A 15,066-nucleotide genomic window follows, 5' to 3' on the forward strand; every position below is an offset into this window, starting at 1 on the left:
CGCTAGACTACTGCCGCACCGCCCGCGAGGGTGGTGAACGCACGAAGTTCTGGCCCCGTCGTCTAGCGGCCCAGGACGCCGCCCTCTCAAGGCGGTAGCGCCGGTTCGAATCCGGTCGGGGCTACAACCACAGGCTCGTCTCGCTCCCGCGAGGCGAGCCTTTCCTCATGTCCCCGATCCCCGCCCACTCTCGGGTGATCAAGAGGTTTGCGTCACCGCTTCCGGCGTGTCGTGACGCAAACCTCTTGATCACCGGAGGAGGCGGGGGTGGGGCGGGGTCCCTGCGCTGGGAGACAGCAACACCGGGGATGTTGCTGTCTCCCGCGTGTCGGAGGCAGCAACATCGGGGAAGTTGCGCGGATCTTGGTGCGGGGTGCGGGGTGCGGGGTGCGGGGGGTTAGAGGCCGGACAGGCGTTGGCCGGCTCGCACCACGGCCATCGCGTGGCGCTCGCCGGGGCGGCGGCCCAGGCGCTCGATCGGGCCGGAGATGCTGACCGAGGCGATCACCCGACCGGTGCGGTCGCGGATCGGGGCGGAGACGCTCGCCACACCGGCCTCCCGCTCGGCGACGCTCTGCGCCCAGCCTCGGCGGCGTACCTCGGCGAGGGTCCGGCCAGTGAACTTGCTGCGCGGCAGCAGCGGCATCACCGCCTCCGGCGGCTCCCAGGCCAGCAGGATCTGCGCCGCGGAGCCGGCCGTCATCGGCAGCACCGAGCCCACCGGCACGGTGTCCCGCAGGCCGCTGGCCCGCTCTGCCGCCGCCACGCAGATCCGCTCGTCGGCGCGCCGCAGGTAGAGCTGGGCGCTCTCGCCTGTGGCGTCGCGCAACGCGGCGAGCAGGGGCTCGGCGGCGGTCAGCAGGACGTCCGGCGCCGCGTTGGCCAGCTCGCCCAGCCGGGGGCCCGGTCGCCATCGGCCCTGGGTGTCCCGGACCAGCATCCGGTGGATCTCCAGAGCCTGCGCCAGCCGGTGTGCGGTGGCTCGGGGCAGCTTGGTGCGTTCAACGAGTTCGGCCAGGCTGGCGCCGTCGACACAGGCGGCCAGGATGACCACCGCCTTGTCGAGAACGCCGACACCGCTCATACTGTGTCCCACAAGCCGAAACTTACCTCCCAGAATTTAGGATGTCCAGATGGTGGGAGTCACTCCTCAGCCGAGGACCCTGGCCGAGAAGGTCTGGGACGCGCACGTCGTACGGTCCGCCGCCGGTGAGCCGGACCTGCTCTTCATCGACCTGCACCTGCTGCACGAGGTGACCAGCCCGCAGGCGTTCGACGGGCTGCGGCTCGCCGGGCGCCGGGTGCGTCGTACCGACCTGACCCTCGCGACCGAGGACCACAACACCCCGACCGGGTACGCCGACCCGGCGTTCCGCCTCCGCCGTGGTGACCTGCTCACCATCGCGGACCCCACGTCGCGTACGCAGATCGAGACGCTGCGCCGTAACTGCGCCGAGTTCGGGGTGCGCCTGCACCCGCTCGGTGACGACAACCAGGGCATCGTGCACGTGATCGGCCCGCAGCTCGGTGTCACCCAGCCGGGCATGACGATCGTCTGCGGCGACTCGCACACCGCCACCCACGGCGCTTTCGGCGCGCTCGCCTTCGGCATCGGCACCAGTGAGGTGGAGCACGTACTGGCCACCCAGACACTGCCGCAGAGCCGGCCGAAGACGATGGCCGTGAACGTGACCGGCCGCCTCGCCCCCGGCGTCACCGCCAAGGACCTGGTGCTCGCGCTGATCGCCCAGGTCGGCACCGGCGGTGGGCGCGGGCACATCGTCGAGTACCGCGGCGAGGCGATCCGGGCCCTCTCCATGGAGGGGCGGATGACCATCGCCAACATGTCCATCGAGTGGGGCGCCAAGGCCGGCATGATCGCGCCGGACGAGACGACCTTCGCGTACCTCAAGGGTCGTCCGAACGCGCCTCAGGGCGCGGACTGGGACGCGGCGCTGGAGTGGTGGCGGACGCTGCCCACCGACGAGGGCGCGCGCTTCGACGCCGAGGTGACGCTGGACGCCGGTCAGGTGACCCCGTTCGTCACCTGGGGCACCAACCCCGGGCAGGGTGCGCCGCTGAGCGCGCCGGTGCCGGATCCGGAGGAGTTCGTCACCGATTCGGAGCGGGCCGCCGCGCGCCGCGCCCTGGAGTACATGGACCTGCGTCCCGGCACCCCGCTGCGGGAGCTGCCGATCGACGTGGTCTTCGTGGGCTCCTGCACCAACGGGCGCCTGGAGGACCTGCGGGCCGCCGCCGACGTGTTGCGCGGCCACCGGGTCGCCGACGGCGTTCGGATGCTCGTGGTGCCCGGTTCCGCCGCCGTGCGGGAGGCCGCCGAGGTCGAGGGGTTGGACAAGGTCTTCACCGACGCCGGGGCCGAGTGGCGGTTCGCCGGCTGCTCCATGTGTCTGGGGATGAACCCCGACACGTTGAAGCCGGGCGAGCGTTCCGCCTCCACCTCGAACCGCAACTTCGAGGGCCGTCAGGGCCGGGGTGGGCGTACCCACCTGGTCTCCCCGCCGGTCGCCGCCGCCACCGCCGTGGTCGGTCGGCTGGCCGCCCCCGCCGACCTGTAGAAGGGACGCCAGGAGATGGACAAGTTCACCACCCACACCGGCACCGCCGTGCCGCTGCGCCGGTCCAACGTGGATACCGACCAGATCATCCCCGCCGTGTACCTCAAGCGGGTGACCCGGACGGGCTTCGCCGACGGGCTGTTCAGCGCCTGGCGGGAAGATCCGACATTCGTACTCAACGATGAGAACTATTCCGGGGCGTCGATCCTCATCGCCGGCCCGGAGTTCGGCACCGGCTCCTCCCGGGAACACGCGGTCTGGGCACTGCGGGACTGGGGCTTCCGCGCGGTGGTGGCTCCCCGCTTCGGCGACATCTTCCGGGGCAACGCCCTCAAGGAGGGCCTGTTGCCGGTCGAGTTGGAATTGAAAGCCGTCGAAGAGTTGTGGGACCTGGTGGAGTCGGATCCGACCACTCCGGTGACCGTCGACCTGACCGCCCGGCAGCTCCGGGCGGGCGAGGCCAGCTGGTCGTTCCCGCTGGACGACTTCAGTCGTTGGCGGTTGCTGGAGGGCCTCGATGACATTGGACTAACCCTCCGCCACGCCGCCGACATCGACTCGTACGAGGCGCGCCGACTGCCGTTCCTGCCCTCCGTGGCATAGCCGTACGCCCGCTCGCACAGCGGATTCCACCCCCATCGGTCCAACCGGTGGGGGTGAATCCGTTGCGACACAAGGGCTTTTTTCTACCGAATGTTTGTGTCTAGGCAGCACAGGGCATAACGTGCGCGCAGAATGGCTCGCGTCGAGTCAGTTGCACAATCGGGAGGAAGTCGTGAACAAGGCCGAGCTCATCGAGGCGCTCGCCGTTCGCCTGGGGGACCGGAAGATGGCGACGGCCGCGCTCGACGCGGTCCTCACCGAGGTCCAGGCGGCGGTCACCAAGGGCGAGAAGGTGGCGATCACCGGATTCGGAGCATTCGAAAAGCGTGTGCGTGGCGCACGAACAGCGCGCAACCCGCGTACCGGCGAGGCGGTGAAGGTCAAGAAGACGTCAGTCCCGACCTTCCGCCCCGGCGCCGGGTTCAAGGAGATGGTGGCCAGCGGCAAGGTGCCGAAGGCCACGGTGGCGACGAAGAAGACCGCCACCAGCACCGCCACGGCCAAGGCCACGGGCACCAAGGCGACCGGCGCCAAGGCGACGGCGGCCAAGACGGCCGCCGGCAAGAAGACCGCCCCGGCCAAGGCGAGCAAGACCGCCACGGCGACCAAGACGGCCGCCGGCAAGAAGACCGCCCCGGCCAAGGCGAGCAAGAGCACCACGGCGACCAAGACCGCCGCCAGCAAGAAGACCGCCGCGGCGAAGAAGACCACCGCGGCGACCAAGTCGACCACGGCGAAGAAGACCACCGCGGCGGCGAGCAAGAGCACGGCGGCGAAGAAGGCGCCGGCGAAGAAGGCTCCGGCCAAGAAGGCTCCGGCCAAGAAGGCGGCCAGCAAGCGCTGACCCGACCCACTACCGAAGGGCGTCCACCGGTTGGTGGGCGCCCTTTCGGCGTACGCGGGCCGTTGACCCGTCCGGTCCGCTCGCGCAGAATCGCCGTGCCGGCTCCCCCTCCGCCGGCCCGTCGACGGGAAATGGGGCGCCGGTGCGCTATCGCCAGCTCACCACCGGGACGCTCGCGCTGGGCGTCATCCTCCTCATCGACGTGCTGCGGGTCTGGCTGCCCGGCATCATCACCATCTTCGGCCAGGCGGCGTCCACCCCGGCCGAGTTGATGGGTGCGTTCGCCCTCGGCTGGTTCGTGCTGGCGCTGGGCGCACCCGCAGTGGTCCGCCGGGTCGGCGCCCGCCCCGTCACCGTCGCCGCCGCCGTCGCGCTCGCCGTCGCCCGGCTGGCACTCACCGCCGCGCCGGGCGGGCGTACGCAGCTCTGGTTGGCCACCGCCGGGCTGCTCGCCGGGTTGGTCTGGCTGGTCGGCGTCGCCGCCGACACCGACCGTCCGGTTCCGGGGCTGGCGTTGGGTTTCGCGGTCAACGCGGCAGTGCACGCGGTGTGGGACACCGTCGACCTGGTCTGGCGGGGCGACTGGGTGGCGTGGCTGCTCAGCTCCGTCATGGTGCTGCTGTTCCTGGTCGGCACGGCACACCCGGTAGCGCGGGCCGGTGGCGGAGGCGCGCGAGTCGGTGGCGCGCAGACCGATGGTGTGGGCGCGCAGACCGGTGGTGACAGCACGCGGGCCGGTGGCGGTGGCGCGCGGGCCTGGTTGCTGGCCGGGCCGGCGCTACTGCTGGCGGGGATGGTGGCGCTCTCCCCGGCGCTGGCCCGAACCGGGATGTCGTACCTGTTCGCCGGGGACGGTGTGGCGGGTTCGCCGCTGTTCGGCCTGGCACCGGTGCCGGTGGCGGTCGCCGCGTTCCTGTACACCGCGTCGACCCGGCCGCCCCCGGGGTGGGGTCGGGCGTACGGGCCGGTGGCGTTGCTGGTGGGCGCGGTGCTGTTCGCCGTCGGCCGGGGCGACCTGCTCGTCGCGGCCGTCCTGCTGACCGCCGTCGGTCTCGGCGCCTGCCTCGCCCTGACCGACCACGCCGACCGCCCGACCCCGACCGCAGCGACCGAGCCGACGGCAGCGACCGAGCCGACGACACCGGCCCCGACGACACCGGCCTCGACGGTGGCGATTTCGCCGCCGGGCGCGGTCAGCGAGACCACCGGCGTCGACGGCGCGGCGACCCGACGGGGGTACGCGGTGGCCACCGGCATGCTGGCCTTCGCGCTGGGCGCGGTCGGGTACTACTCCGCCTACGACCTCGGATACCCCAACGCGGCGGTGCCCGTTGTGGTGGCCGCCCTGGTCGCCGTCGTGGCGTTCACCGCCCAGCCTGCCCTGCAGTGGCTCCCCGGGCCGTTCCCGCCGCTCCGGGCCGCCACGGCGGTCACCGCGCTGGCCCTGCTGGCGCCCGTGCTCGCCGACGAGGTTCCGGTGGCCGACAACCGGGACGGCCCACCGGAGCGGTTGACGGTGGTGGCGTACAACATCCGGATGGGCTTCGGGCTGGACGGTCGGTTCGACCTGGCCGGGCTCACCGAGGTGGTCCACCGGCAACAACCCGACGTGGTGCTGCTCAGCGAGGTGGACCGCGCCTGGCTGCTCAACGGCGGGCACGACACCCTTGACCTGCTGGCCGACCGGCTCGGCATGCCGTACGTCTTCGGCCCGGCCGCCGATCCGGTCTGGGGCGACGCGGTGCTCAGCCGTTGGCCGATGGACGATGCGCGGAGCCTTCCGCTGCCGGCCGTCGGGGCGCCGACCGGGGCGCAGGCCCTCGCCGTGACGCTCGACCTGAGCGACGGGGTCCGTACCGCGGTGGTCAGCACCCACCTGCAACCGCCGCCCGGGCAGGGCCCGGTGGTCCAGGCCCGCGCGGTCGCCGACTTCGCCATCCGGTACGCCGCCGGACGACCGCTGGTGGTCGCGGGCGACCTGAACACCGAACCGGGGGACGAGGCGTTCGGGCAGTTCACGGCCGCCGGTCTGGTCGACGCGTTGGCTGCCGCCCGACCGCTGGCGACCAGCCCCGCCGACGACCCGCGCGAGCAGATCGACCACGTCTTCGTCTCAGCCGGCCTGACCCGCAGCGACCCGGTCGCGCCCCGCAGCACGGCCAGCGACCACCTGCCGGTCGCGGTGACGCTGACCCTGCCGCCCCGCTGACACGCCCTACAGGCGGTCGGCGGCCACCAACCGGTCGGCGGTGAAGGCGAGCAACCAACCGCCGCCCTTGGGCGTGCTGAAGTCCTCGTCGGTGCGGCCGGTGAGCTGTTCCAGGGCGCCCGGCAGCACCTTGCCCTGGCTGCACACCGCGGCCTGCCCACCGGCGTCGGCCAACTCCACCAGCCGGGCGGCGGTGGCCAGGATCTGCTCGTCACTCTGTTGGCCGGGCTGCGGCTCGTCCAGGTCGCCGCACACCTCGATCGGCAGGTCGAGCAGCGCGGCGGCCGGGTCCAGGGTCTGCACGCACCGTCGCGGTGAGGCCGACACCAGCCGGGACGGTCGGAGCAGAGCGACCAGACCGCCGAGCGCCGTCGCCTGAGCCCATCCCTCGGCGTCCAGGGGCCGCCCGACGTCCGGGCCGGACCAGGTGGCCCGCTTACCGGCGTGTGCGTGCCGGACCAACGCGACGGTCGCGGTCACCGACGGAAGCGCGGCGAACGCCGCGAGCACCTCGGCGTCGTGGGGGTAGCTGACCAACCGGATCGCGTCGTCCACCGCGAGCCAGCGGATGTCGTCCACCTCGGTGCCCGGTTGGAAACCTCCGCTGTCGACGGCGAGCATCGACCAGTAGTCGACGAGCTTCGGCTGCCCCTCGCTGCGGTACCGCACCGACGGCAGCCGGACCTGCGGCACGCCCCGCACGTCGGCCTCCTCGGCCACCTCGCGGACCGCCGCCGCCATCGCGTGCTCGCCCGGCTCCAACTTGCCCTTCGGCAGCGTCCAGTCGCCGTAGCGGGGGCGGTGCACCACGCAGACGCGTACGCCGTCGGGGGTCGGCCGCCAGGCCACCCCGCCCGCAGCGCGGATGCCCGTCACGGCAGCCAACTCGTCCGCCGCCGTCGCGTCGCCCGGTGCCAGGCCGCCGGGAGGGAAGCCCGCATCACGTGTACGCACGCGCGTTCCCGCTCGGCGAGCCGCCCGGCGGTGACCGCCAGCTCGTGGTCGTCCGGCCGCTCGGCGGCGATCTCCAGCCAGGTGTCCGCAGCCACCGCCGCGTCCTGGTGCTCGCCGAGGACGTCCTGCACCCGGGCCAGGGCGCGGGACAGCCGGCGCGCGCCCTTGCCGGCGGTGGCCGCCACCGCGTTGACCGCGTACCGCGCCTGCTTGGCCTCCTTGCGGACGGCGTGCCACCTGTCGTCCGGCGACCGCGCGTCCAACCCGTCGACGCCGTCCGGCCCGGTCAGCCGCGCCCACGGGCGGGCCACCAGCGCGGGCAGCGCCTCCGCCGCGGGCGCGGTCGCCCGGCGGGTGAGCCGGGGCGAGGCGGAGGCCAGCACCAGGGAATCCACCAGAGCCAGGTAACGCGTGCTGCGCAACGCCTCGTCGATGGCGGCGAGTGCCGAGCGCTGCCGGGCGGCGAGCACCTCGTCGAGCCGGTCCACCGCCCTCTCGTCGAGCGGACTGAGCGGATCCGCGTCGGCGGTCCGGCGCAGTCGTGCCCGCAACACCTCGGCGTCGCGGGCCGCGCCGAGGACACCGGCCAGCCACCGCAGTTCGGTGCGCAGCGGACGGGCCCAGGTCTTGCGGAGCAACGGTTTGAAGGTGCGTAGGTCACTGCGGAGGCGGCGGCAGGCCACCCGCATCTGGTGTACGCCGGTGTCGCCACCGGCGGCCGGGGCGCGGAGCCGGACCAGCGGGTCGTGCGCCAACAGTCGGCGGACCTCCTTGCGGAGCGCCTCGGTCACCACGTCACCGGCGGTCGGCTCGGCGGGCAGCCCGGCCGGGGCGACCAGGTCCGGATCGGCCTGCGCCGTCGCGCCCAGCGCCCGTACGTGCTTCGGGGTGAACGACCCTCCCCGGGCGCCCGCCTCGCGCAGCACCGCGCCGACCCGGTCGAGCAGGTCCCGGTCGCCGGCCTTACGTTCGACCTCGAGTTCGCGGAACGTGCCGGTGGTGGTGCCGGAGTCGTCCAGCACCGTCACCCGGTCGTCCACCACCTCGGCGAGCACCGTGCCCGCCTTGTCGCACACCTCGTACGCGTGCCGGACCGTCCGGACCACCGTCACCGGGGCCAGCGGTGCCCCCCGGTGCAGGACGGTGACCAGCTCCACCAGCTCCGGCGGCGGCTGCCCCTTCGGCCCCGGGCGGGAGACCTCGTGCCGGACGCCCGGCGTGCCGGTCGGCAGTTTCACCGTCCAGGGCAGCTCGTCGCCCCGGCGGTGACGTAGCGAGGCACCGGCGCGGGCCAGCCTCAGGTCGACGGTGTCGAGGTAGCGGGCGACGAGCGTCACCGGTGGCAGCGCCCGGACCCGACCCCCCGCCGGTGCGGTGGCGGCCAGGTCCGGCAGCACGTAGGTGTCGTCCACCTCGTACTTCTGCTCCTCCTCCACCATCAACCCAGCCTATGCGGTGATCGGTCAGCCGGCCGTGCCACCGACGCGGCGCAACAGCAGTTCCTGCAGATGCGCCGGGGCGCTGTCGTCGGCGCTGGTACGCCGGGTCCAACTGCCGTCGCCGGCCAGCTCGAACGCGTCCACGTCGGGGCTCATGGCGGCGGTCAGCACCTGGTCCAGCTCGGCGCGGGCGACGGGGTCGCTCACCTGCACCAGCGCCTCCACCCGGCGGTCGAGGTTGCGGTGCATGAGGTCCGCCGAACCCATCCAGAACTCGGCCTCCCCGTTGTTGCCGAACCGGAAGACCCGGGAGTGCTCCAGGAACCGGCCGAGGATCGAGCGGACCCGGATGTTCTCCGACAGCCCGGGCACCCCGGGGCGCAACGTGCACATGCCCCGGATGAGCAGGTCGACGTGGACGCCGGCCTGGGAGGCCCGGTACAGCGCGTCGGTCACCCCCTCGTCGACCAGCGAGTTGACCTTGAACTGAACCAGGCCGGGCATGCCCAGTCGGACGTGCGAGATCTCCCGCTCGATGCGCTCGATGAGCCCGGCGCGGATGCCCTGCGGAGCGACGAGCAACCGCCGGTACGCGGTCTGCCGGCTGTAGCCGGTGAGGACGTTGAACAGGTCGGTGAGGTCGGCACCGATCTCCGGGTCGGCGGTGAGCATCCCGAAGTCCTCGTACAGTCGGGCGGTCTTCGGGTGGTAGTTGCCGGTGCCGATGTGGCAGTAGCGGCGGATCTGGTTGCCCTCCTGGCGGACCACCAGCGCGGTCTTGCAGTGCGTCTTGAGCCCGACCAGGCCGTACACCACGTGGCAGCCGGCCCGTTCCAACGTACGGGCCCAGCCGATGTTGGCCACCTCGTCGAAGCGGGCCTTCACCTCCACCAGCACCACCACCTGCTTACCGGCGGCGGCCGCGTCGACGAGCGCGTCGACGATCGGGGAGTCGCCGCTGGTGCGGTAGAGGGTCTGCTTGATGGCCAGCACGTTCGGGTCGGCGGCGGCCTGCTCGATGAAGCGCTGCACGCTCGTGGCGAACGAGTGGTACGGGTGATGCACCAGGATGTCGCCGTCGCGCAGGGTGGCGAAGACACTGCGTGGCACCTCGCCCTCGGCGAGCCGGGGATGGGTGGCCGGTACGAACGGCGGGTCCTTCAGGTCCGGCCGGTCGGCCTCGCCGTAGACCTGCCACAGCGCGGACAGGTCCAGCAGCCCGGGCACCCGCAGCACGTCCTGGTCGTCCATGTCCAACTCGCGGACGAGCAGCTCCAACATGTGGTCGGAGATCGACGCGGCCACCTCCAGCCGGACCGGTGGGCCGAACCGCCGCCGGGCCAGCTCCCGCTCCAGGGCCTGCAACAGGTCCTCGTCGCGGTCCTCGTCGACCTCCACCTCGGCGTTGCGGGTCACCCGGAACAGGTGGCACTCGACCACCTGCATGCCACTGAACAGCTGCCCCAGGTGCACCGAGATCAGGTCTTCCACCGGCAACATCCGGACGCCCGGCTGGTCCCGGTCCACCCGGACGAAGCGCGGGACGTTGTTGGGCACCTTCACCCGGGCGAACAGCTCGGAGCCGCCGTCGGGGTCACGAACCGCCACCGCCAGGTTCAGTGAGCGCCCCGAGATGTACGGGAACGGGTGCGCCGGGTCCACCGCGAGCGGGGTCAGCACCGGGAAGATGTGCTCCCGGAAGTAGGTGCGCAGCCGCTCCCGCTCCGGGTCGCCCAGCTCGCCCCAGCGCAGGATGCGGATGCCCTCGTCGGCCAGCTTGGGCAGCACGTCGTCCACGAAGCAGGCGGCGTGCCGGGCCACCAGGGCGGCGGTGCGCTCCGCGATCAGCTCCAACTGCGTCCGCAGGGGCAGCCGGTCCCCGCCGCGCACCGGCAGGCCGGCGGAGAGGCGCCGCTTCAGTCCGGCGATGCGCACCATGAAGAACTCGTCCAGGTTGCTGGCGAAGATCGCCAGGAACTTGGCCCGTTCCAGCAGTGGGGTGCGCTGGTCCTCGGCCAGGGTGAGCACCCGGGCGTTGAAGTCGAGCCAGGAGAGCTCCCGGTTGAGGAAACGGTCCTCGGGCAGCGGTGCCGGCGGTTCGTCGTCCTCCTCCTCGGCGGCGGTCGGGAGGTCGACCGGCAGGACCGGATGGACGCCGACGGAGGCGGGGGCGTCCGCCTCGTCGGTCGTCGGCTCGGGTTCGATGACCTCGTCCAGCCCGGAGGAGGCGGCCCCCGGGTCGTCGGCGAGGGTGTCGGCGCGGGCGGCGCCCGCCCGTTCGGCGCGGGACGGGCGGAAGCGGCCGTCGGTCCCGCGCGCGCGGGAACCGTTGCGGAGGTCGGAGGCGGGCGGGCGGGCCGGGTGCTCGCGAGGGGTGCTCACCCGCTCATAATCACCCGATTACGGTGAACGCAAAATGAACTTGGGTTCGCCGGTTCAGATCATCGTCGGCAATGTCACCCGGACGACCGTGCCGTCGGGATCCGTGTCGATGTGGACCCGCTGCCCGAGTCGGAGAAGCCGCAGCCCGGAGGCGTCGAAGGCCCGCGCCGGGAAGCGCATCTCGGTGCCGTCGTCGAGCAGCAGGACACCGCTGCGCGTCGCCGCGTCGTAGCTGGCCACCGTGCCCTGCATGCTGGCACCGTACACCCGGCGGTTCAACCCGCGGACCGGGCCGGGTGAGCGGCGGCGACGAGTGCGGCGGTTCGTGGCCCCAGCCCGAGCCGGGCGGCGGCGGTCAGGTCCGTCGGGGTGTCCACGTCGCGGCGCAGGCTGGGCCAGTCCCCGGTCAGGGGCAGCGCCCCGCTCGCCGCGTGCGCGACCGCCGAACCCACCCCGAAACGGGGATCCAACGCGAGGCCGGGCGGGGCGGTCAGCAGCACCGTGCCGCTGCCGGGTGCGTCCGGCACGAACCGGCGTACCCCCGGCCGACCGTTCTGGGCCGCGAGCAGCGCGCCGGCCAGCTCGGCCGGGCGCAGCGCCGGCAGGTCCGCGGTGAGACCGGCCACCCAGCCGCCGGTGGTCCCGGCCGCGCCGTGCCGGAACGCCGCGTTCAGGCCGGCGCGCGGCTCGTCCGGCAGCACCCGCGCGCCGCCCGCCCGCGCCGCCTCCGCCACCCGGGCGTCGTCGGTGACCACCAGGGCCTCGGCGACCGCCGGGCAGGCCAGCACCGCGCGAAGGGTGTCGGCCGCCAGGGCCAGCGCCAGCTCCTCGTGCGGTACGCCGGGCAGCGCGCCCCGCAGCCGACTCTTGGCCGCGCCCAGCTGCTTCACCGGCACCACCACGGCCCACCTCGGCTGACTCACGTCCGCAATCCTGCCAGCCGGACGACGGGACCCTCGCTGGCCGTACCGGGGGCGAGCAGGCATGATTTCCGCTGCGGGTGTCGCGGGCGGGGTTTCGCGGCGGGGTTGGGGCGCGACGAGGAGGCACAGTGGCACGGCGAAGGCTGGGGTTCTGGCAACGGTTCGCCGTGGGGCTGGTGAAGCCGGTGATGACCGTGTGGACCCGGCGGACCTGGCGTGGCCAGGAACACCTCCGTCGCGACGGTGGCATGATCATCGTGGCGAACCACCTCTCGCACGCCGACCCGCTGGTCTCCGCGCACTTCATCTACGACTCCGGGCGCTGGCCGCAGTACCTGGGCAAGGCCAGCGTGTTCCGGGTGCCGGTGGTCGGCTGGATCCTGCACCGGTGCCTGCAGATCCCGGTCGAGCGGGGCAGCGTCGACGCGGTCCGCTCGCTGGACAAGATGGTCGCCGCGCTCAACCGGGGCGGCGCCGTGGTGATCTACCCGGAGGGCACCACCACCCGGCAGCCGGAGCTGTGGCCGATGAAGGCCAAGACCGGCGCGGCCCGGTTGGCGCTGGCCACCGGCGCACCCGTCGTACCGGTGGTGATGTGGGGGCCGGAGCGCATCTTCGATCCGCGGACCAGCCGGGTGAACCTGCGCCCCCGAATCCCGGTGACCGTCGTCGCCGGGGAACCGATCGACCTCAGCCGGTGGGCGGACGCCCAGCCGACCCGGGCCACCCTCGAAGAGATGACGGACACCATCATGCTGCGGCTGCGGGACATGCTCGCCGAGATCCGTGGTGGCACACCGCCACCGCTGTGGGAGCGACCGGCCCGGTCCTCCGCCGGCCGCGAGCAGCAGCAGGGTGAAGCGGCATGAGCGAGCGGATCATCGGGCTCAGTGGTGACTCAGGCTGGCGCGGAGCGCAGCGGAGCGGCGGCATGAGCGGGCACGTCGCGGTGCTCGGCGCCGGCTCCTGGGGCACCGCGTTCGCCAAGATCCTCGCCGACGCGGGACGGGACGTGACGGTGTGGGCCCGCCGCGCGCCGGTCGCGGAGAGCATCCGGGCCGAGCGGCGCAACCCGGAGTACCTGCCGGACCTGCTGCTGCCGTCCCGGGTCACCGCCACCGCCGACGCCGCCGAGGCGATCACCGGCGCCGAACTGGTGGTCCTGGCGGTGCCGTCGCAGACCCTGCGCGGCAACCTCGCCGAGTGGGCCGGGCACCTGCACCCCGACTCCACCCTGGTGTCGTTGATGAAGGGCATCGAGTTGGGCACCACCAAGCGGATGAGCGAGGTCATCGTGGAGACCGCCGGGGTCGCCGCCGACCGGGTGGTCGTCGTCTCCGGTCCGAACCTGGCCCCGGAGATCGCCGCCGAGCAGCCCGCCGCGACAGTGGTCGCCGGAACGAACAGCCACCGTACGACGCTCGTGCAGTCGTCGATCCGGACGCCGTACCTGCGCCCGTACACCAACGACGACGTGATCGGCTGTGAGCTGGGCGGGGCGGTCAAGAACGTGATCGCCCTGTCGTACGGCATCGCCACCGCGATGGGTTTCGGCGACAACACCCGGGCCATGCTGATGACCCGCGGGCTGGCCGAGACGGCCCGGCTGGGCGTGGCGCTCGGCGCGGACCCGATCACCTTCGCCGGCCTCGCGGGCATGGGTGACCTGGTCGCCTCCTGCTCCTCCCCGCTGGCCCGCAACCGCACCTTCGGTGAGCACCTGGGCCGGGGCGAGACGCTGGAGCAGGCCCAGGCCGCCACCCGGCAGACCGCCGAGGGTGTGAAGAGCTGCCTGGCGATCCGTGACCTGGCCCGCGCGCACGGCGTGGAGATGCCGATCACCGAGCACGTCGAGCGGATCTGCCACGAGGGGATGGACCCACGCCTGGCCGTGGAGACCCTGATGAGCCGCACCGCCAAGCCCGAGTCGTACGAGTGAGGATCCGATGAGCGAGTTGGGAGACGGCACCCGCTGCGTACGCGCCGGCCTGCCCGAGCCGACGCCGGGAGACCCGTTCCTGCCGGGGCCGGTCTTCGCCGCGCCGTACCACCTCGACCCGTTCCAGGGGCAGGGCACGTCGCCGAACGGATACGGTCGCCCGGACAACCCGACCCGGCGGCTGCTGGAGACGGCAGTGGGCGAGTTGGAGGGCGGTGAGTGCCGCGTCTTCTCCACCGGGCAAGCGGCCATCACCGGGCTGCTGCTGACCCTGCTGCGCCCCGGTGACACGGTGGTGCTGCCCACCGACGGATACTTCCCGGTCCGGGCGTTCGCGACCGACGTGCTGGAGGCGATCGGCGTCCGGGTGCTCTTCGCGCCGACCGCCGGGCCGTACCCGTCGTTCGAGGGTGTCCGGCTGGTGCTCGTGGAGACGCCGGCCAACCCGGGCCTGGACGTGGTCGACCTGGTGGCCCTGGCCGAGAGGGCGCACGCCGCCGGCGCGTTGCTCGCGGTGGACAACACCACGGCCACCCCGCTCGGTCAGCGCCCACTCGACCTCGGCGCCGACCTGGTGGTCGCCTCGGGCACGAAGGCTCTCACCGGCCACTCCGACCTGCTGCTGGGTTACCTGGCCAGCAGGTCCACCGAACTGATCGCCGCGGTGACGACGTGGCGGACGACGACCGGTTCGGTCCCGGGGGCGTTCGACGCCTGGTTGGCACACCGGTCACTGGCGACCCTGGACCTGCGGCTGGCCCGGCAGAGCGCGAACGCCGCCGCGGTCGTCGACCTGCTCGCCGACCGGTCGGACGTGACCGGGCTGCGCTGGCCGGGGCGGCCGGACGACCCCGCGTACCCGGTGGCCTCGGCCCAGATGCGCCGGATGCCGGGGGTGCTCTCGTTCGACCTGGGGAGCGCCGAACGGGTGGGCCGGTTCATCGAGGCCGCCCGGCTGGTGGCGGCGGCGACCTCCTTCGGTGGCCTGCACACCACGGCGGACCGCCGGGAACAGTGGGGCGACGACACCGCACCCGGCTTCGTCCGGCTCTCCTGCGGGGCCGAGGACACCGCGGACCTGGTGGCCGACATCGCCGCCGCACTGGACACGGCCGGGCCGGTCTGAGGACGCCGGTGCCATCACCGTCCCCGACCGACGCCGTGCGCGACGGCGGCCCCCGCCGGGCATCAGGC

13 protein-coding genes and 1 tRNA gene are annotated in these 15,066 nt (G+C 73.1%); 8 read left to right on the forward strand and 6 right to left on the reverse strand.

The genetic code is table 11. The features are described 5' to 3' along the window. Window positions 1–51 precede the first annotated feature (51 nt). Window positions 52–124 (forward strand) — tRNA-Glu (locus tag O7616_RS11470). Between the two features lie 273 nt (window positions 125–397). On the opposite strand, the gene O7616_RS11475 is transcribed toward O7616_RS11470, so the two are convergent. Next, complete coding sequence (locus tag O7616_RS11475; RefSeq protein ID WP_007456408.1) at window positions 398–1,084, reverse strand: IclR family transcriptional regulator; 687 nt, start codon at window positions 1,082–1,084, stop codon at window positions 398–400. 49 nt (window positions 1,085–1,133) lie between these two features. Between O7616_RS11475 and leuC the strand changes: the two genes are divergently transcribed. The 4 genes from leuC to O7616_RS11495 all read left to right on the forward strand — a co-directional run bounded on the left by leuC (window position 1,134) and on the right by O7616_RS11495 (window position 6,235). Beyond that, on the forward strand, window positions 1,134–2,579 hold the full coding sequence (gene leuC / locus O7616_RS11480; protein ID WP_282306794.1) for a 3-isopropylmalate dehydratase large subunit: 1,446 nt from the start codon (window positions 1,134–1,136) through the stop codon (window positions 2,577–2,579). A gap of 15 nt (window positions 2,580–2,594) precedes the next feature. Beyond that, on the forward strand, window positions 2,595–3,182 hold the full coding sequence (leuD, locus tag O7616_RS11485; protein WP_282262032.1) for a 3-isopropylmalate dehydratase small subunit: 588 nt from the start codon (window positions 2,595–2,597) through the stop codon (window positions 3,180–3,182). Between the two features lie 172 nt (window positions 3,183–3,354). After that, window positions 3,355–4,026 (forward strand): HU family DNA-binding protein, encoded by a 672-nt coding sequence (locus O7616_RS11490; protein ID WP_348773863.1) that lies wholly within the window; start codon window positions 3,355–3,357, stop codon window positions 4,024–4,026. Between the two features lie 142 nt (window positions 4,027–4,168). Beyond that, the gene (locus O7616_RS11495; protein ID WP_282306796.1) at window positions 4,169–6,235 is read left to right on the forward strand and encodes an endonuclease/exonuclease/phosphatase family protein; all 2,067 of its coding nucleotides are present in this window, start codon (window positions 4,169–4,171) and stop codon (window positions 6,233–6,235) included. A gap of 6 nt (window positions 6,236–6,241) precedes the next feature. Here O7616_RS11495 and O7616_RS11500 read toward each other — a convergent pair whose 3' ends face one another. From O7616_RS11500 to cofC, 5 genes are read right to left on the reverse strand one after another with little or no spacing between them, the layout of a single operon-like run. After that, on the reverse strand, window positions 6,242–7,120 hold the full coding sequence (locus O7616_RS11500) for an NUDIX hydrolase (RefSeq protein WP_282307593.1): 879 nt from the start codon (window positions 7,118–7,120) through the stop codon (window positions 6,242–6,244). Next, window positions 7,108–8,628 carry a CYTH and CHAD domain-containing protein gene (locus tag O7616_RS11505; RefSeq protein WP_282306797.1) on the reverse strand — a complete coding sequence of 507 codons (1,521 nt, stop codon included), beginning with the start codon at window positions 8,626–8,628 and terminating at the stop codon, window positions 7,108–7,110. Before O7616_RS11505 ends, O7616_RS11500 begins: the two co-directional genes overlap by 13 nt. 24 nt (window positions 8,629–8,652) lie before the next feature. Next, window positions 8,653–11,010: an RNA degradosome polyphosphate kinase gene (locus tag O7616_RS11510; RefSeq protein ID WP_282306798.1), complete on the reverse strand. Its 2,358-nt coding sequence runs from the start codon at window positions 11,008–11,010 to the stop codon at window positions 8,653–8,655. Between the two features lie 54 nt (window positions 11,011–11,064). Next, window positions 11,065–11,262, reverse strand: a complete 198-nt coding sequence (locus O7616_RS11515) for a cold-shock protein (protein ID WP_145785123.1) — start codon at window positions 11,260–11,262, stop codon at window positions 11,065–11,067. A gap of 23 nt (window positions 11,263–11,285) precedes the next feature. Next, window positions 11,286–11,933 (reverse strand): 2-phospho-L-lactate guanylyltransferase, encoded by a 648-nt coding sequence (gene cofC, locus O7616_RS11520; protein WP_282306800.1) that lies wholly within the window; start codon window positions 11,931–11,933, stop codon window positions 11,286–11,288. Between the two features lie 128 nt (window positions 11,934–12,061). On the opposite strand from cofC, the gene O7616_RS11525 reads away from it, so the two are divergent. The 3 genes from O7616_RS11525 (at window position 12,062) to O7616_RS11535 (ending at window position 14,998) form a co-directional block, all read left to right on the forward strand. Further along, complete coding sequence (locus O7616_RS11525; RefSeq protein WP_282306801.1) at window positions 12,062–12,802, forward strand: lysophospholipid acyltransferase family protein; 741 nt, start codon at window positions 12,062–12,064, stop codon at window positions 12,800–12,802. A gap of 62 nt (window positions 12,803–12,864) precedes the next feature. Beyond that, window positions 12,865–13,872 carry an NAD(P)H-dependent glycerol-3-phosphate dehydrogenase gene (locus tag O7616_RS11530; RefSeq protein ID WP_282307594.1) on the forward strand — a complete coding sequence of 336 codons (1,008 nt, stop codon included), beginning with the start codon at window positions 12,865–12,867 and terminating at the stop codon, window positions 13,870–13,872. 7 nt (window positions 13,873–13,879) lie between these two features. Continuing rightward, the gene (locus O7616_RS11535) at window positions 13,880–14,998 is read left to right on the forward strand and encodes a cystathionine gamma-lyase (protein WP_282306802.1); all 1,119 of its coding nucleotides are present in this window, start codon (window positions 13,880–13,882) and stop codon (window positions 14,996–14,998) included. Window positions 14,999–15,066: the final 68 nt, after the last annotated feature.

Source organism: Micromonospora sp. WMMD964 (assembly GCF_029581455.1).
GTDB lineage: Bacteria > Actinomycetota > Actinomycetes > Mycobacteriales > Micromonosporaceae > Micromonospora.

Coding starts and splice junctions, on each gene's coding strand:
- O7616_RS11475 (WP_007456408.1), bottom strand. CDS start 1,084: ATGAGCGGTGTCGGCGTTCTCGACAAGGCGGTGGTCATCCTGGCCGCC.
- leuC (WP_282306794.1), top strand. CDS start 1,134: ATGGTGGGAGTCACTCCTCAGCCGAGGACCCTGGCCGAGAAGGTCTGG.
- leuD (WP_282262032.1), top strand. CDS start 2,595: ATGGACAAGTTCACCACCCACACCGGCACCGCCGTGCCGCTGCGCCGG.
- O7616_RS11505 (WP_282306797.1), bottom strand. CDS start 8,628: ATGGTGGAGGAGGAGCAGAAGTACGAGGTGGACGACACCTACGTGCTG.
- O7616_RS11515 (WP_145785123.1), bottom strand. CDS start 11,262: ATGCAGGGCACGGTGGCCAGCTACGACGCGGCGACGCGCAGCGGTGTC.
- O7616_RS11530 (WP_282307594.1), top strand. CDS start 12,865: ATGAGCGGGCACGTCGCGGTGCTCGGCGCCGGCTCCTGGGGCACCGCG.
- O7616_RS11535 (WP_282306802.1), top strand. CDS start 13,880: ATGAGCGAGTTGGGAGACGGCACCCGCTGCGTACGCGCCGGCCTGCCC.